The organism is Providencia sp. (genome assembly GCF_052096715.1).
Lineage (GTDB): Bacteria > Pseudomonadota > Gammaproteobacteria > Enterobacterales > Enterobacteriaceae > Providencia.
In genome coordinates this window covers 81,918-96,688 of record NZ_JBQDNB010000007.1, presented here as the reverse complement: position 1 = coordinate 96,688, position 14,771 = coordinate 81,918, and the positions used below count along the sequence as shown (strand labels likewise).

The window sequence follows — 14,771 nt, the reverse complement described above, 5'->3', positions numbered from 1 at the left end:
CGTCATTTTTAATATTATTTATGAGTGAGACGTTATTTCGTGTTTTATCAATGACGAAATTCATCTTCGGTCACAACTTGATAACTGTGAGATTGCGCGTCATAGCTAATGATAATGACGCGATCACCTCGTTTAATATTGTCTATTGATGAAGCGCGGATCTGTAAAATCAAACCTGCGCCTCCATCTTCTAAAATTGCTTCACCTTTGTGTTCAGTGACTTCTCCTGAGCGAACTGTGGCGAGTTGACCGATTAATTGATGGACGGTTTTAGGTTTGTTTAGGCTCTTCAATTTATTACGGACAGGTCTGAGGCAAAGTGCAGTCAGATGAAGAGCGATAAATAGCGTGATGGCAAAGACGGCGAAACCGACGAGATAGCGCAGCAAATTTGTATCAATAAATCGAATAAATAAATGCACACAGAAGTAGGTGATCGTCCAGCCAAAAAGCGTGAATAGCGTTAAAATAATGGTCACCGGGATACCGGCTAGCCCCAATTTAGTTAACCAACCAGCGAAGCCTGTGGCGTCTATGCTATTACCATCTAGTCCGCCATCGACTGCGGTATCGACGTTAAATAGGTCAATATCTAATAAGCCAAAGGCCGCACAAAGCCAGTAAAATAGGACAATAATTAGCAGGCCGCTAAAAATAATAGTGGGAAAAGCTAGGCTGTTTTGAAAAAACAAACTCATAGAATTTTTCTCTTAATTTAACGTGGACTTTATTTTATTAGGGCACCGTTAATTTAATCATATAACTTAATAATATCGTTTCTAATAATTTGCTGTATCGGACAAATCTCTAATGTTATCTCGATGATTTTAATCAATAATTAAAAGCTGCGATTTTGAGTTAAATGTTATGATTTAACGTGAGTGATTGGCGTGATGTTAACACTGATTTAGTGCAAATGATAATCACTATCAATAAAGAGGGGCGCTTTATTTTATTTTCAGACGAAATTTCGTTATAAAAAATTGCACTCTGGCATTAAAAAATAAAACAGAGTGCATACTTATTTATTGATTAATCAATTAAATTTAAAAAAGCAGCTCCTCTTGCACCACCTGAATCACCATAGCGCGCTTTTTCAATGGCTGGTAATGTCGCAATGCCATAGAGATATTGTGGCAGGACTTCAGGGAGCAGTTGATAGATAGCTTCGAATTGAGATAGCCCGCCACCAATAACGACTAAATCAGGGTCAAAGACAGTAACAACTTGTCCCATAAACATGCCTAGTACTGACATGTAACGTTCAACATGCTGTTTTGCTTGGGTCTCACCTTGCTTATAAAGCTGAATTATTTCGATGGCAGAGCGTTTTTCACCTGTAAATGCAGCATAAATACGTTCAAAGCCTGGGCCTGATAGATAGGTTTCAAAGCAGGCAGTTTGACCACAACCACAAGTGATTTCGGGTACAGTATCGCCTAACAGCTTTGAGGCGCGAACACTGAGGTTCATATGACCGATTTCACCAGCAATGCCATTTTTACCTGATAACACTTTACCATTGATGACAAAACCACCGCCTACACCAGTCCCTAAAATCAGGCCAAGCACGGTTGGGTAACGTTTAAATTCGGGGTCCCAAGCTTCAGATAACGCAAAGCAGTTAGCGTCATTTTCAACTTTAACAGGACGCTGCAATATATTGGCTAAATCATGAATCAAGGGTTTGTATTGAGCGGCGGGAACATTGGTTGTAAATACCGTACCTTCTGCTTGGTTTACGATGCCGGGAACGCCAACGCCAATTTTTCCTTGGCAATTGAATTTCTCATCTGCTTCCGCAGTTAAGTCACGAAAAGTATTAAGAAGGGCTTGATAGTCCTCTTTGGGTGTCGGTACGCGTTTTTGCCATACTTGATTTAGTGCTTGATCGAATACAGCAAGCTCAATTTTTGTTCCACCCATGTCAAAGCCGTAATACATTGTCATCTTCCCTTTATGGTTATATTTATCATGGATAGTTATCTATCTATTTGATAAATAATAAATGATGGTGTGCAATCCTTCAATTATACAAAAGTTTTCCGTGGGTTAAATTATCGTTTTGATATTTATTTTAGTTATATGACAAGACCACGCTTTAAAACACCTCTTTTTATTTATTTTCAGTGATTATCTTTTTATTGATACTCGTCATTTGCCAATCATTTAAAAACGATGTTAAATAAATAACAATTAACTTAAGTTAAATAGTGGTGATTTATGTCAAATGGTTTTTTTTATACGACTGAAAAGTATCGTCGTCGATATGGTGTGGCTTTTTTTGTCGGCATTATCGGGGGGATTGTTTCCGCTTTTGTGAAATGGGGAGCAGAGGTTCCTTTCCCACCAAGAACTTTTACCGGAGGAAGGGATGAATTTAATCCCCCGTTCCTTTTTTTGCGTGACTACCTTGGTATTGATCCAACTGCAACGGTTTATACTTTTTCAGAACACATTATTAACCCTGTGATGATAACGCATATTCTATTTTCATTGGTATTTGCCATTGGATATTGTTTAGTGGCTGAGATTTTTCCAAAGGTGAAAATGTGGCAAGGGGCGATGGCGGGGTTGCTGGCAACCGTCGCGGTTCACGGTGTGAGCTTCCCATTATTAAATTTAACGCCACCGTTATCTGAATTGCCATTCGATGAATATTTTTCTGAGATATTTGGACACGTTGTCTGGTTTTGGTCGATTGAAATTATTCGAAGAGATTTAAGAAATCGTATTACTCATCAGCCAGATCCTGAAGTATCGCTATCACAGAATTATCGATAATTTAAACGTTAGTCATGAAACTCATTAGCGCAAAAGGCTAGTTAATTGAAAAACTAGCCTTTTTTATTTTCTGTTTTGACCTCACCCAATATTATTTCATTATCTTTGACATAAAAAGATTGCGCCATCATTTTAAATTAGATATTGTTATATTATAACATTACATTTGGTGGTCATTATGAAACAAGGAATACATCCACAATATCGCACTGTTGTTTTTCACGACACCAGTGTTGATGCTTATTTTAAAGTCGGTTCAACGATTCAAACGCAAAGAACAATTGAGTATGAAGGGGAAACTTTTCCCTATGTGACACTAGATGTCTCTTCACAGTCACATCCGTTTTATACCGGTAAACAAAAAATGTTTTCTCAAGAAGGTAAGACGGCTCAGTTCCAGAAGCGTTTTGCTCGCTTTCTATCAAAAGGGGATAAATAAACGTGAAAGTATTGAGCTCATTGAAAACAGCAAAGCAACGCCATCCTGATTGCAAAGTCGTTCGCCGTCGTGGTCGCGTGTATGTTATTTGCAAAACGAATCCGCGTTTTAAAGCAGTGCAAGGCAGCAAGAAAAAACGTTAGTTTTTGTTTTTTCAATTGAATATACCCTACCTTTATATTTGTCCTGTTCAGCCATTACAGGTTATTGGTTCTGTAGTGGCTTTTTTTGTCAGTCAATAATTTGTTGCGGATTAATAAAAGCGGTGATGCCATTCTTAATTTGTTCTCTTAACCATTGTGTTTTCGAGTTATAAGAATTTCGTTTGTGCCAAAGCATTAAAAATGGAATTTCTAATTGTTTGTATAAAATTTCATCGATAGGTAGTGGGCGACAGACTAAATCCAAGTGGAATTCATTAACATAATGTTGGCAATAACCTGGAGAACAAGCAATTAATGAATGCCCTGAATGGGATGCCATTAATAACGATTGTTCAAATGATGAGTAAGATAAATGCACGTGGCGAGTTAATCCCATACTGTGTAATAAATCATCTAGAGCCCACGGAATGCGATTACCATATTCGGTACTAATATGCGGGTATTTCAATAGATTAGTTAAATTCCACTCTTCATCTAAAATGGGATGATCTTTTCGAATAAACGCCAAAGGTCTATCGATAAATAGCACTTCAAAGTTGAGAATATCAGGGATAGCATTGATGGATTCTTTCGATTTATGGTAGCTTTCTCGCCCTAAAACACCGATATCGGCATCCCCTGCCATAATACTGGCGAGAGAATTATATTCCCAATCCCGTACACTGACCGATGATTCAGGGTATTGATTCAAAATCTTCAATGATAAATCATGTAGCATAATGAGATTGAGCGGCGCTTCCATCATCAAGCGAAACTTGATCCCCCTCGGTTTTTCGGTATCACGAATGTCAGCAATATAATTCGATAAATTTAAAAATTCAGGCAATGATTTTTCAATACGGCTCATGAGTGGTGTTGGAACAAGTCCTTGCGGGCTTCGAATAAATAACGGGTCATCAAACCAATGGCGTAATTTTGCCAAAGATTTACTGACTGAAGACGGGGTAATTGAGAGGCGTTTTGCCGCTAAACTGACACTCTTTTCTTCAACCAGATATTGCAAAATAACCAGTAAATTTAAATCTAATCGATGCAATGACTTATTCACAGACGGCTACCTTTTCACTGGCTCGAGACGGTAATTTTAATAATGTGATACCGATAATACCTGTCGCAAGTAAGATAATGAACAGCATATTTACAGACTGTACCCCGACCCAGCCCATCAACCAAATATAAAATGACGCGAAGCTTAGTTGCGAAATGGCGAGCACCGAGCTGGCGATCCCCGCTCTTCTTGCAAAAGGGGATAGAGCTTGGCTCATGATGATGCCAAATTGCATCGAAAAGCCAACACCACAGAAAGCAAATACGATAAATAGCAGTCCAATATGGCTAAAGTAAAAAAGAAAAAGAAATAAAATAAAGGCATTAAGTAAAAAAAGGCTAAGCGCGAAATAGAGAATAGATTGACTGTTAAACAGCGAAATCAATTTTGGCATTAAGAACGACGTTGTCATACTGACCATCGCAAGCAAGGTCATTGCTGTAGAGTATTGGCCGGTCGTAAAATTGAGATTAGTCATTAGAATAATCGGCGACACGTTCACATAGGTCAGAATCACGGCCATCCCAAAACAAGAAATAACTAAGCGAGAGATAAAGAAATGACTCAATAAGCTTTCATTTGGTTCATCAATATTTATTTCTTCATTAATTGTCGTTTTATTAATAAGTGGTTTGGTTTCTTTAATTGCCGCTAAACAAAAAATAATACTCAGTACAGCATAAGCCGCCATAAAGTAGAACATGACGGACCAATGATAAAAAAGCAAAATGATAAAGCCAATGACTGGAGCTAAGACGGGAGCAATGCAGGTAATTCCATTCATTGCAGATAATACTTTGGTTCGCGTATTGGCTGATAAAACATCACGCAATAATGCGAATGTGACTACATAGCAGAATCCAGCCCCAATCCCCTGTAAGAAACGAGCCGCTAAAAATATCGTGGTGGTTGAGGATGAGCCTGCCATAACCGATGACAATGCAAATATCGCTGCACCGACTAAAGCTACAGGTTTGCGGCCAATGTGATCGGCACACCAACCAGCAATCAACATGGTGGAGGCCATACCCGCTAAATAGATAGAAAATGCCATATGAAGCTGACTTTCACTGGCATGTAATTCGGCAGCAATCAGGGGGATACCTGTTAAATGCAAATCAACCCCTAGAGGGTAAATTAGCACTATCCAAAAGCTAAAAAGGACATACTTGGTCATGGGGAAATTGCATCCTAAGAAGAGAAGATGTTAATTTTAATCACTATTAGTACATCAATATATTGAATAATCCCGAAAGGCATTTTTCCAATTTGGAAAACAGCATAGAACTGTTTTTCTATCATTATTAGCTTTATTACTAATCTTCTTACTATTAGTGATGAAATTCACTTGCACACTGGTTGATATTTTGTCAGTTTTAATACAGTTGAGAAATCTCCAGTGTCAATTTTAACGGTTGTCTAAAAGGTCAGTGACAATTGTCCCGAAGAAGGGCATAAAATTGAGTTTTGAGATTTTTTGGGTAAAAAATTTAATCAGACAGGGTGAATAGAATGAAAAATGTAGGTTTGATTGGCTGGCGTGGAATGGTTGGCTCCGTATTAATGCAAAGGATGGTTGAAGAAGGTGATTTTAATGTAATCCATCCGGTCTTTTTTTCTACGTCGCAACACGGTTCTGAAGCCCCTGTTTTTGGTGGGCATCGTAGTACATTGCAAGATGCATTTGATATTGATGCACTAAAAGCTCTGGATATCATTATTAGTTGCCAAGGTGGCGATTATACTAATGAAGTTTATCCTAAATTGCGAGAGTCAGGTTGGAATGGCTATTGGATTGATGCTGCATCTTCACTACGTATGAAAGATGATGCGATTATCATTCTTGACCCTGTTAACTATCAACATATTCAAGATGGATTAAATAAAGGTATTAAAACCTTTGTTGGTGGTAACTGCACAGTAAGCCTGATGTTGATGTCTTTAGGTGGTTTGTTTACTAACAATCTAGTTGAGTGGGCATCGGTTGCGACTTATCAAGCGGCTTCTGGTGCCGGTGCACGTAATATGCGTGAGTTATTATCACAAATGGGATCGTTGCATACCCAAGTGGTAAAAGAGCTACAAAATCCAGCTTCTGCAATATTAGACATTGAGAAAAAAGTCACTGACTTCACTCGTAGCGGTGCGATGCCAACAGATGCTTTTGGTGTTCCATTAGCGGGTAGCCTGATCCCATGGATTGATAAAGCACTTGAAAATGGCCAAAGTCGTGAAGAGTGGAAAGGGCAAGCAGAGAGCAACAAAATTTTAGCAACGGGAAGTAATATCATTCCCGTTGATGGCTTATGTGTCCGTATTGGCGCATTGCGTTGCCATAGCCAAGCGTTCACCTTGAAGCTGAAAAAAGATATCCCAATGAAGGATATTGAGCAGCTATTAGCCTCTCATAATGAATGGGTTAAAGTTGTACCAAATGACCGTGAAATCACCATGCGTGAGCTAACGCCAGCAGCAGTAACGGGTACTTTGAGTACACCAGTTGGTCGTTTGCGTAAGTTAAATATGGGTCCTGATTTCCTATCCGCCTTTACGGTTGGTGACCAACTCCTGTGGGGCGCGGCTGAACCTTTGCGCCGGATGTTAAGAATTTTATTGTAAACCCTTAAATTACGGTTTATTGAACCTGTGTTACCGTCTGGTGCACAGGTTTTTTATTGCTTTTTTGAGGCGCTGTTTTCTCTGATGGAAGCTGTTTAACTGATAGTGGGGCTCTATTACCATCAATGACTTTAATGTCCGACTGAGCTTGATAGCAGTTACGCAAAGGGGACTGACAAGCCGCTGATGTACGTTGTTGTATACCTAGCCAATCACTCATTAACCAATAATTGTTTACCGTTGAATAAGGTTCTCTGAGATTTTTTTCACTAAATACAGGCTTGGATGTTGTTGAGCTGTACCAAATAAACAGTGGAATTTCATAAGCTTCTTTTTTTGGACTATTAACGCCATGATGATAATGGACATTGTTATCGGCATCTAATCGTTGCAGTGCGTGGTCTGAGAAATACAAAAGAGTCGCAGGTTTATTGTCGAGTTGTCGTAATAGGCTTTCTAGAAACTTATCTGTGTAGGCGATAGAACTGTCATAACAATCATCATCTTCTTGTCCGCTAAATTTTTTAAATTGTTCTTCTGGGAAACGGTTACAGGCAGGCTCATGGCTACCATAAGTATGTAAGACGATAAGTTTTTTCTGGTTTGTTTTATCGTTAATTGCTTCAGTAAAATAATCGAATAACTCTTCATCATAACCAACAAACTCGTTCCATTTTTTATTGTTCGCCATATTGGCGATAGCTGAAATCACACTGGTTCTTTTGTTGGTTTTACCTTGATTACTGAGCCAATAGGTTTTAAACCCCGCATCATTTGCTAAAGAAATAATGTTATCGGCATAGTGTTTTTTGTCCTGCATTTGGTCAAAGCGAATATTTGCTAACGAAATAGGCACCGACAAAATGGTAACAGGTGCAGGTGAATAGGCATTATCAAAAACCAGCATTTGTGATTTACGGTTATTAAGATTTGGGGTCGTATCGTATTGATAGCCATACAAACTCATATGATCGCGGCGGAGCGATTCACCGATCACCAAGACATAAATTTCAGTGCCAACATCTTTTTTATCATAATTAAATGAAACCACTTCTGAGGAAATTTTCTTGATCCCACGATTCTCATAAAAAATCTTCACTAGTGCGCCAGCGTTATAAAATGGTGTATTGAGAAGATATTTTTCCCCGATCAGAAAATGACTGTCTGTTTTCTTTAATAATGATGTGTAATACAGTGGGATTGCGAGCAAGTAACCACACAGGAGCACTGAACTGACTAAGGTTGTTCGACGGCTAATATATTTGGCACATTTATGAATGCTTAAAAAATAAATAGCAAAGGCAATGATATAAAAGATCACATAGCCAATGTTGTAAGACAGCATTCCTACAGTTTCGCTGCTGTTGGTATTAATAAATGTTTCCGCAATAGAGGACGAAAAGCGGATATCGTGTTTCTGATAAAAGAAAAATGAAACGGATAAATTGAGTGCCCATAATATCGTGATACTGACAGTCAGTAATTTACCCAATAGTGACTGATAAGCCCCAGCACAGAGCACCATAATCAGTGCGCCAGAGAGCGTAATGACAATTTTAGCAATTAAACTGACATCACCACTGAATAAAGCGGGTATCACTGATACCAATAAAAAATAAAATATAATAATGAATACACGCATTATTGTTTTTCACTTTTTAATTTGAATACCATGAATTGGGCTATTAAAGCCTTGTTGGTTTTGCTTTCAAAAAAGCGCAGTTTTCTATTTATTGTGATTAGATGAGAAACTATCATAATGTGTTTATAACACGAAAAAAGGTAAGGTAATCAATTTAGTAGGGTAAAAAACTGTAAACTAGCGTGAGGTTAAGTCATCAAGAATAGAATATGCTATTTTAGTCTAGGTCGAAAAATGATTAACTTATTAATATATAACATAAACAAATGAGTAACCCTCATTAAGTATGAGGGTTTTAATTTAATTAAAACATAAGTGAAATTCTTGCGTCAATATTATTATCAGCGTAATTTTTAGCGGCGAGTTTGCTATAGTTTATCGATAACTTAGCATTATTATTTATATTAAGGTCTACCCCAGTCTTTATGATGGCACCGTTGCGAGCGGCTGACGAACCTTGCGAAATAAATGCAGGCTCAGCATCAGCAAACGTGAATTTCATACCTCGAGCTAAATTACCGTATTGGTGCTGCCAACCTAATTCACCATATAAATTAAGACTAGAGCGTGGATTCAATTTCCATTGATTATCCAGTCGAACGCCAAGCGTTGATAATATCCCGTTGATATGTTGTTTATCTGCTTTTAATGATGCGCGATTACCTTTCTCACGAATGGTATTATTGGTGGCGTTTATATAAGCGAGATTTGCAAATGGTTCGATGTTGATTATGCCTGCTTTGAGCGGATAAGCGGCTTCGACAAAGGCTTGGCGAGTCTGTGTCTGATAGTTCCCTATCGATTGGCTAACTGATCTATGGGTATTGATATGATGCCATGCGTGTCCTGCTCCAGCTCGAAGTGTAATCGGGTCTAACTGTATGCCACCATAAATAGCCAGATGGTAATTATCACTACTGCCACTATTATGATGACCGGACAAAGTGTTTTTCGTAAAACCGGTGGCAAGCCCTAGAGCAACTTTGTCGTTATAAAAACGTTGATCCGCACCTAAGAACACACCATAAGTTGAGGTGTTATAACTTTCTGCATTACTATCACTAGCGGTATGATCCCAATCATGGAGAACTTTAGCCCAAACGTTACCTTTATTGTCATGGTGCTCTTTAGTTCTATTTAGTGATTCTGAAAAGCGAAGTTGCTTGAAAATAGTTTCCCTTATATGGCGGCTATTATTGATTTGGTTTGATAATACATCGGTGTGTACTTGCCCTGTTAGCGCATTAAAAACAGAAATCGCCTCGTCTTTTGAATCACTTTTTAAGATACTTTTATAGAGCGAATTTTCTGTGGGGAGTTTATCGAGTGCTTGAGCGACTGACTTTTGATTCTGAGTCGTCGCAACGCTGTCAAAAGAGGTGTTATTGCGACCAATATTTAGTGTGACCGCATTTGGTGAGTAGTTTAACGTCGTCCCTATAAAGAGATAATTAGGTTGTATGGTCTCGAATTTACCGCTGATACCTTTTTCGGCGCTTAATATCGTATATTGAGTATCGAATAAACTGTTAACTTGTTGTTTAGATAGCTTATTTTTGTCATTTTCAAATGAAACAGTGACAGTGCCACCATTTAGAACAGCCGTACCTTGGCTCTTGATGGTATCGTGTTTCCCCTGTGCATTAATCTCTACTAAATAATGACTATCAGGCTTAAAAATAACAGAATCTGCGATATTGATTGTACCAATTGAATGCCCCGGCGACACCATGGCTTCCTGATTGACGGTTAAATGATTAATCTGACCATTACCTGTTAATAGTCCTGATTGATTAAGAGTGACTTGTGCGTTGATTTTTCCATTATCTAAAATTAATGCGCCTTTATTGACATCTAATGGCGAATTTAACTGACCTTTTATGAATAGTGAACCACCGTTTATTGATGACGGTTTTGAATAATGATTTTTTGCATTCAGTACTAAATTACCCTGATTAACTTCTATGCCAGCAAAGGTATTTTCGCCCGATAAAATGAGCGTGCCACTGCCTTTCTTGATTAATTGCCCTGTGCCTGTAATTGCATTTTTCCACTCATCAATTTCGCCAAAGTTTGCGAAATCAAATTCATTTGTTTTCTGAACAACGATAAAATTATCATATAAATGGGTAGGGCCTTGATAGGCTCTAGGTAAGTTAATGAGTCCCCAATAGGTCTCTGGTTTATCTTTTTTAACATCCCAACCGGCGAGAGAGTTAATCGGATAAGCGGTACTGGCTAAAATACTTTGCCGCTGTTCTTTATTTAAATAAGAAAAACGTAAACGCAGTAAATGAGCCGCAGTATTAGGTAGCTCATTAGGGGTAATCATAGGTTTTTCTTCAGGTTCTTTTTTGCCGTAGTATCCAACTTCATCATTGATATGATTACTCGAAGCTGTGAGGCAATCCTTTATGTTTTTTTGGCAAGTTATGGCTGTTTCTTTACGAACATTTCTGGCTAATGTCACAAATGATTTAGCAATTTTATCATCAGCAAGTAATTGAGATAATAGGTAATAGTTGCCAATGCGAGAAGCTATAGTATCTGTTGGGAAATGGGCACCAACAATCACTCGACTTTCACCATACTCAATCGCTCTTGCAAAGATTTCATCTCCTTTTTCAGGAAATAGGGTGGCTAAAACCGCTGCTTGTTTGAAACCATTCCAAGTATGTCCACTTGGAAAGGACGAACCCCGTATGGCAGTATAATTAGCAATATAGTTACCATCTTTATCGAGTACCTGATAGGGCCAGCCTCGTTGAAAATGCTCTTTAAGAATAAAGTCGATAGATCTAACTCGTTGGCGATTTTCGTCATAAGCCCGGGTACTGATGTCATACAAATCTTTAATCGTATGATAGTGATCATTCGCGGTTAAATCGATTTGATGATCACCAAAGAGTATTGTGTTGAAAGTACTAAAAACATAGTTTGAATTTTGTGACTTATCGGCTTTTGCTCTTTCTAGTCGCTCATCGGTTATTTGGGTATATTCATGACTGATTAGCCTATCCCACTGCGCTATTTTGGAGTCTTTTAAGGGGGAATTGCTAATGACATTATTTTTAATGTCGTTAAGCCAGCTATTTCGTTTATCAATAATATGTTTTTCAGTTGCCTCAATATCTATCTGAGCAAATGAAATATTTGTATACAATAAGGCGAGTAAACTTATCGCCGTAGGTATTATGACTGTTTTCATGACAGGCCTATAGGTTGCGTTAATTAATCTTGAATTTATGAGATGTTAATTACGCAATGTGACGTTTTTATGAAAAAACTCAGCCTTTATTTCGTTAACCTTATGATTTTTTTTATTTTGTTATTGATTGCATTTACGAATTCAACTTCATTTTTATTATTTTAAAATTCAGATTCATTGTTGTTAAATGCATGCCTCATTACTGTTAATAATAAATTTAATTATTTTTAGTAACCTGAACTAATAAAAAATCGGGTAGTAAATAATAGATGTTATTTTTTAAATAAAAAAATAATCAGATGTTTTAATTTAAGCGTAATGTAGGTGATTAAATAAAAAGGTGAGAGATATTCATAATGATACGCGTGATGACAACCGTTAAAAAAATAGCCTCATGCTTTCACATGAGGCTATTTCTACTAAGAAGCAACTAGCGATTAAATATCGATATTAGCGGCTTTTAGTGCGTTCTCTTCGATAAATGCACGGCGAGGTTCAACTGCATCACCCATGAGTGTGGTGAAGAGTAAATCTGTTGCGATAGCATCTTTTACTGTGACGCGTAGCATACGGCGTGTATCTGGGTTCATGGTGGTTTCCCAAAGTTGGTCTGGGTTCATCTCACCAAGACCTTTATAACGCTGTACGTATAGGCCACGACGTGATTCACGGGTTAACCAAGTTAGAGCATCTTCGAAGTTTTCGATATTCTGACGGCGTTCACCACGTTGGATGTAAGCACCTTCTTCGATAAGACCCCCGATTAAATCACCTAAGTGAGTAATACGGCGATATTCACTACCGTGAACAAAGTCAAAATCAAGGTTGTAGTCGGAATCAACACCATGAGTACGAATACGGATAGTTGGCTCAAATAGCTGACGTTCACGATTTTCTGTGATGATATAGCTATAAGTACTGCCCGCTTGTTCGTTATCAGTTAAGCGTTGGACTAATGATTTTGCCCACTCTTCAACTTGTTCGTTACTTTTTAGATCATCTTCTACTAAAGTAGGTTGATAAACTAAGCTATTCAGTAGCGCTTGTGGGTAAAGACGTTCAAGACGACGGATAATACGGTGAGCAGCATTATACTCAACAACGAGTTTTTCTAACTCTTCGCCTCTCATGGCCGGTGCATCTGCATTTAAATGCAGCTCAGCACCATCAAGTGCAATTGAGATCAGGTAATCATCCATGGCATCGTCATCTTTAATATATTGCTCTTGCTTACCTCTTTTCACTTTATACAGTGGTGGCTGAGCAATAAAGATATGACCACGTTCAACAATTTCAGGCATTTGACGATAGAAGAAGGTCAATAGTAAAGTACGAATGTGTGAACCATCGACGTCAGCATCCGTCATGATAATGATGCTGTGATAACGCAGTTTGTCTGGATTATATTCATCGCGGCCGATACCACAACCTAAAGCGGTGATCAGCGTGGCAACTTCTTGTGAAGAAAGCATTTTATCAAAACGGGCTTTCTCAACGTTTAAGATTTTACCTTTTAGCGGCAGGATGGCCTGATTTTTACGGTTACGGCCTTGTTTTGCAGAGCCGCCCGCTGAGTCCCCTTCCACGAGGTATAATTCGGATAATGCAGGGTCGCGTTCTTGGCAGTCAGCCAGTTTACCTGGTAGACCTGCTAAGTCTAAGGCACCTTTACGGCGAGTCATTTCACGTGCTTTACGTGCAGCTTCACGAGCACGTGCTGCATCAATAATTTTACCTACAACGATTTTAGCATCGCCCGGGTTTTCCAATAAATACTCAACCAATTTTTCATTCATCATGGTTTCAACTGCGGTTTTCACTTCAGATGAAACTAATTTTTCTTTGGTCTGAGAGGAGAACTTAGGATCTGGTACCTTAACCGAAATAACAGCAATCAGACCTTCACGTGCATCGTCACCGGTTGCACTGACTTTGGTTTTTTTCTGATAGCCTTCTTTTTCCATGTAGTTATTCATGGTTCGGGTCATTGCTGCACGGAAGCCGGCAAGGTGGGCACCACCATCACGCTGAGGGATATTGTTGGTGAAGCAGTAAACGTTTTCTTGGAAACCGTCATTCCACTGCATTGCAACTTCAACACCAATACCGTCTTTCTCAGTTGAGAAATAAAATACATTTGGATGAATCGGAGTTTTATTTTGGCTCAGATATTCAACAAAGGCTTTGATACCGCCTTCATAATGGAAGTGGTCTTCTTTACCTGTACGTTTGTCAATCAATCGAATTGAAACGCCAGAGTTCAGGAATGACAGTTCACGTAAACGTTTTGCCAAAATATCGTATTCGAATTCAGTGACACCTTTAAAGGTATCCATGCTTGGCCAAAAACGTACGCGTGTACCTGTCAGGTCAGTTTCACCCACGACAACTAAAGGCGCTTGAGGCTCACCATGTTTGTAGATTTGTTCGTGAACTTTACCGTCACGACGGATAACTAATTCAAGTTTTTCAGATAGGGCGTTAACGACTGAAACACCAACTCCGTGCAAACCACCGGAGACTTTGTAGGAGTTATCATCGAATTTACCGCCGGCGTGCAGAACAGTCATGATAACTTCTGCCGCAGATACGCCTTCTTCTTCATGGATACCCGTTGGGATACCACGCCCATCATCCTGAACGGAGACAGAATTATCAGCATGGATAGTGATAACGACGTCATCACAAAAACCTGCGAGGGCTTCGTCGATAGCGTTGTCGACAACCTCGAAGACCATGTGATGAAGACCTGTTCCATCGTCGGTATCACCGATATACATGCCCGGGCGCTTACGCACCGCATCCAGTCCTTTTAATACCTTGATACTTGAGGAGTCATATGTATTCGTCATCAACGTTTCCTGCTC

Annotated in this window: 11 protein-coding genes; 4 read left to right on the top strand and 7 right to left on the bottom strand. The window is 38.8% G+C overall.

What is annotated here, in order from left to right:
- Positions 1-47 precede the first annotated feature (47 nt).
- Both ACTH6U_RS08040 and nagK read right to left on the bottom strand, forming a co-directional pair.
- Positions 48-698 (bottom strand): ubiquinone biosynthesis protein UbiH, encoded by a 651-nt coding sequence (locus ACTH6U_RS08040; protein ID WP_441831968.1) that lies wholly within the window; start codon positions 696-698, stop codon positions 48-50.
- Positions 699-1,032: 334 nt separating this feature from the next.
- Positions 1,033-1,944, bottom strand: a complete 912-nt coding sequence (gene nagK, locus ACTH6U_RS08035; protein WP_441831967.1) for an N-acetylglucosamine kinase — start codon at positions 1,942-1,944, stop codon at positions 1,033-1,035.
- 279 nt (positions 1,945-2,223) lie between these two features.
- Here nagK and ACTH6U_RS08030 point away from each other — a divergent pair, with 279 nt between their 5' ends.
- From ACTH6U_RS08030 to ykgO, 3 genes are all read left to right on the top strand, one after another.
- A complete protein-coding gene (locus ACTH6U_RS08030; protein ID WP_441831966.1) occupies positions 2,224-2,784 on the top strand; it encodes a YagU family protein in 561 nt (186 codons plus the stop codon).
- Positions 2,785-2,962: 178 nt separating this feature from the next.
- Positions 2,963-3,223, top strand: coding sequence for a type B 50S ribosomal protein L31 (locus ACTH6U_RS08025; RefSeq protein ID WP_294351437.1), 261 nt, complete (start codon positions 2,963-2,965; stop codon positions 3,221-3,223).
- Positions 3,224-3,225: 2 nt separating this feature from the next.
- Positions 3,226-3,366, top strand: a complete 141-nt coding sequence (ykgO, locus tag ACTH6U_RS08020; RefSeq protein ID WP_294101561.1) for a type B 50S ribosomal protein L36 — start codon at positions 3,226-3,228, stop codon at positions 3,364-3,366.
- An 88-nt stretch (positions 3,367-3,454) separates the two neighbouring features.
- Here the strand turns inward: ykgO and yidZ are convergent, their stop codons facing one another.
- Positions 3,455-4,435, bottom strand: coding sequence for an HTH-type transcriptional regulator YidZ (yidZ, locus tag ACTH6U_RS08015; RefSeq protein ID WP_336428645.1), 981 nt, complete (start codon positions 4,433-4,435; stop codon positions 3,455-3,457).
- A complete protein-coding gene (locus ACTH6U_RS08010; RefSeq protein ID WP_294101556.1) occupies positions 4,428-5,612 on the bottom strand; it encodes an MdtL family multidrug efflux MFS transporter in 1,185 nt (394 codons plus the stop codon). The genes yidZ and ACTH6U_RS08010 overlap by 8 nt, the downstream gene beginning before the upstream one ends.
- Positions 5,613-5,947: 335 nt before the next feature.
- On the opposite strand from ACTH6U_RS08010, the gene asd reads away from it, so the two are divergent.
- Positions 5,948-7,054, top strand: coding sequence for an aspartate-semialdehyde dehydrogenase (gene asd, locus ACTH6U_RS08005; protein WP_294101554.1), 1,107 nt, complete (start codon positions 5,948-5,950; stop codon positions 7,052-7,054).
- A 16-nt stretch (positions 7,055-7,070) separates the two neighbouring features.
- On the opposite strand, the gene ACTH6U_RS08000 is transcribed toward asd, so the two are convergent.
- The 3 genes from ACTH6U_RS08000 to gyrB all read right to left on the bottom strand — a co-directional run bounded on the left by ACTH6U_RS08000 (position 7,071) and on the right by gyrB (position 14,756).
- On the bottom strand, positions 7,071-8,696 hold the full coding sequence (locus ACTH6U_RS08000) for a phosphoethanolamine transferase (RefSeq protein WP_441831965.1): 1,626 nt from the start codon (positions 8,694-8,696) through the stop codon (positions 7,071-7,073).
- A gap of 304 nt (positions 8,697-9,000) precedes the next feature.
- Positions 9,001-11,904, bottom strand: coding sequence for an autotransporter domain-containing protein (locus tag ACTH6U_RS07995; protein WP_441831964.1), 2,904 nt, complete (start codon positions 11,902-11,904; stop codon positions 9,001-9,003).
- A gap of 437 nt (positions 11,905-12,341) precedes the next feature.
- Positions 12,342-14,756: a DNA topoisomerase (ATP-hydrolyzing) subunit B gene (gyrB, locus tag ACTH6U_RS07990; RefSeq protein ID WP_441831963.1), complete on the bottom strand. Its 2,415-nt coding sequence runs from the start codon at positions 14,754-14,756 to the stop codon at positions 12,342-12,344.
- Positions 14,757-14,771 lie beyond the last annotated feature (15 nt).

What these genes read in the sequence shown, in the direction of transcription:
- ACTH6U_RS08040 (WP_441831968.1), bottom strand. Translation starts at nt 698, where the DNA reads ATGAGTTTGTTTTTTCAAAACAGCCTAGCTTTTCCCACTATTATTTTT.
- nagK (WP_441831967.1), bottom strand. Translation starts at nt 1,944, where the DNA reads ATGTATTACGGCTTTGACATGGGTGGAACAAAAATTGAGCTTGCTGTA.
- ACTH6U_RS08030 (WP_441831966.1), top strand. Translation starts at nt 2,224, where the DNA reads ATGTCAAATGGTTTTTTTTATACGACTGAAAAGTATCGTCGTCGATAT.
- ACTH6U_RS08025 (WP_294351437.1), top strand. Translation starts at nt 2,963, where the DNA reads ATGAAACAAGGAATACATCCACAATATCGCACTGTTGTTTTTCACGAC.
- ACTH6U_RS08010 (WP_294101556.1), bottom strand. Translation starts at nt 5,612, where the DNA reads ATGACCAAGTATGTCCTTTTTAGCTTTTGGATAGTGCTAATTTACCCT.
- asd (WP_294101554.1), top strand. Translation starts at nt 5,948, where the DNA reads ATGAAAAATGTAGGTTTGATTGGCTGGCGTGGAATGGTTGGCTCCGTA.
- ACTH6U_RS08000 (WP_441831965.1), bottom strand. Translation starts at nt 8,696, where the DNA reads ATGCGTGTATTCATTATTATATTTTATTTTTTATTGGTATCAGTGATA.
- ACTH6U_RS07995 (WP_441831964.1), bottom strand. Translation starts at nt 11,904, where the DNA reads ATGAAAACAGTCATAATACCTACGGCGATAAGTTTACTCGCCTTATTG.
- gyrB (WP_441831963.1), bottom strand. Translation starts at nt 14,756, where the DNA reads ATGACGAATACATATGACTCCTCAAGTATCAAGGTATTAAAAGGACTG.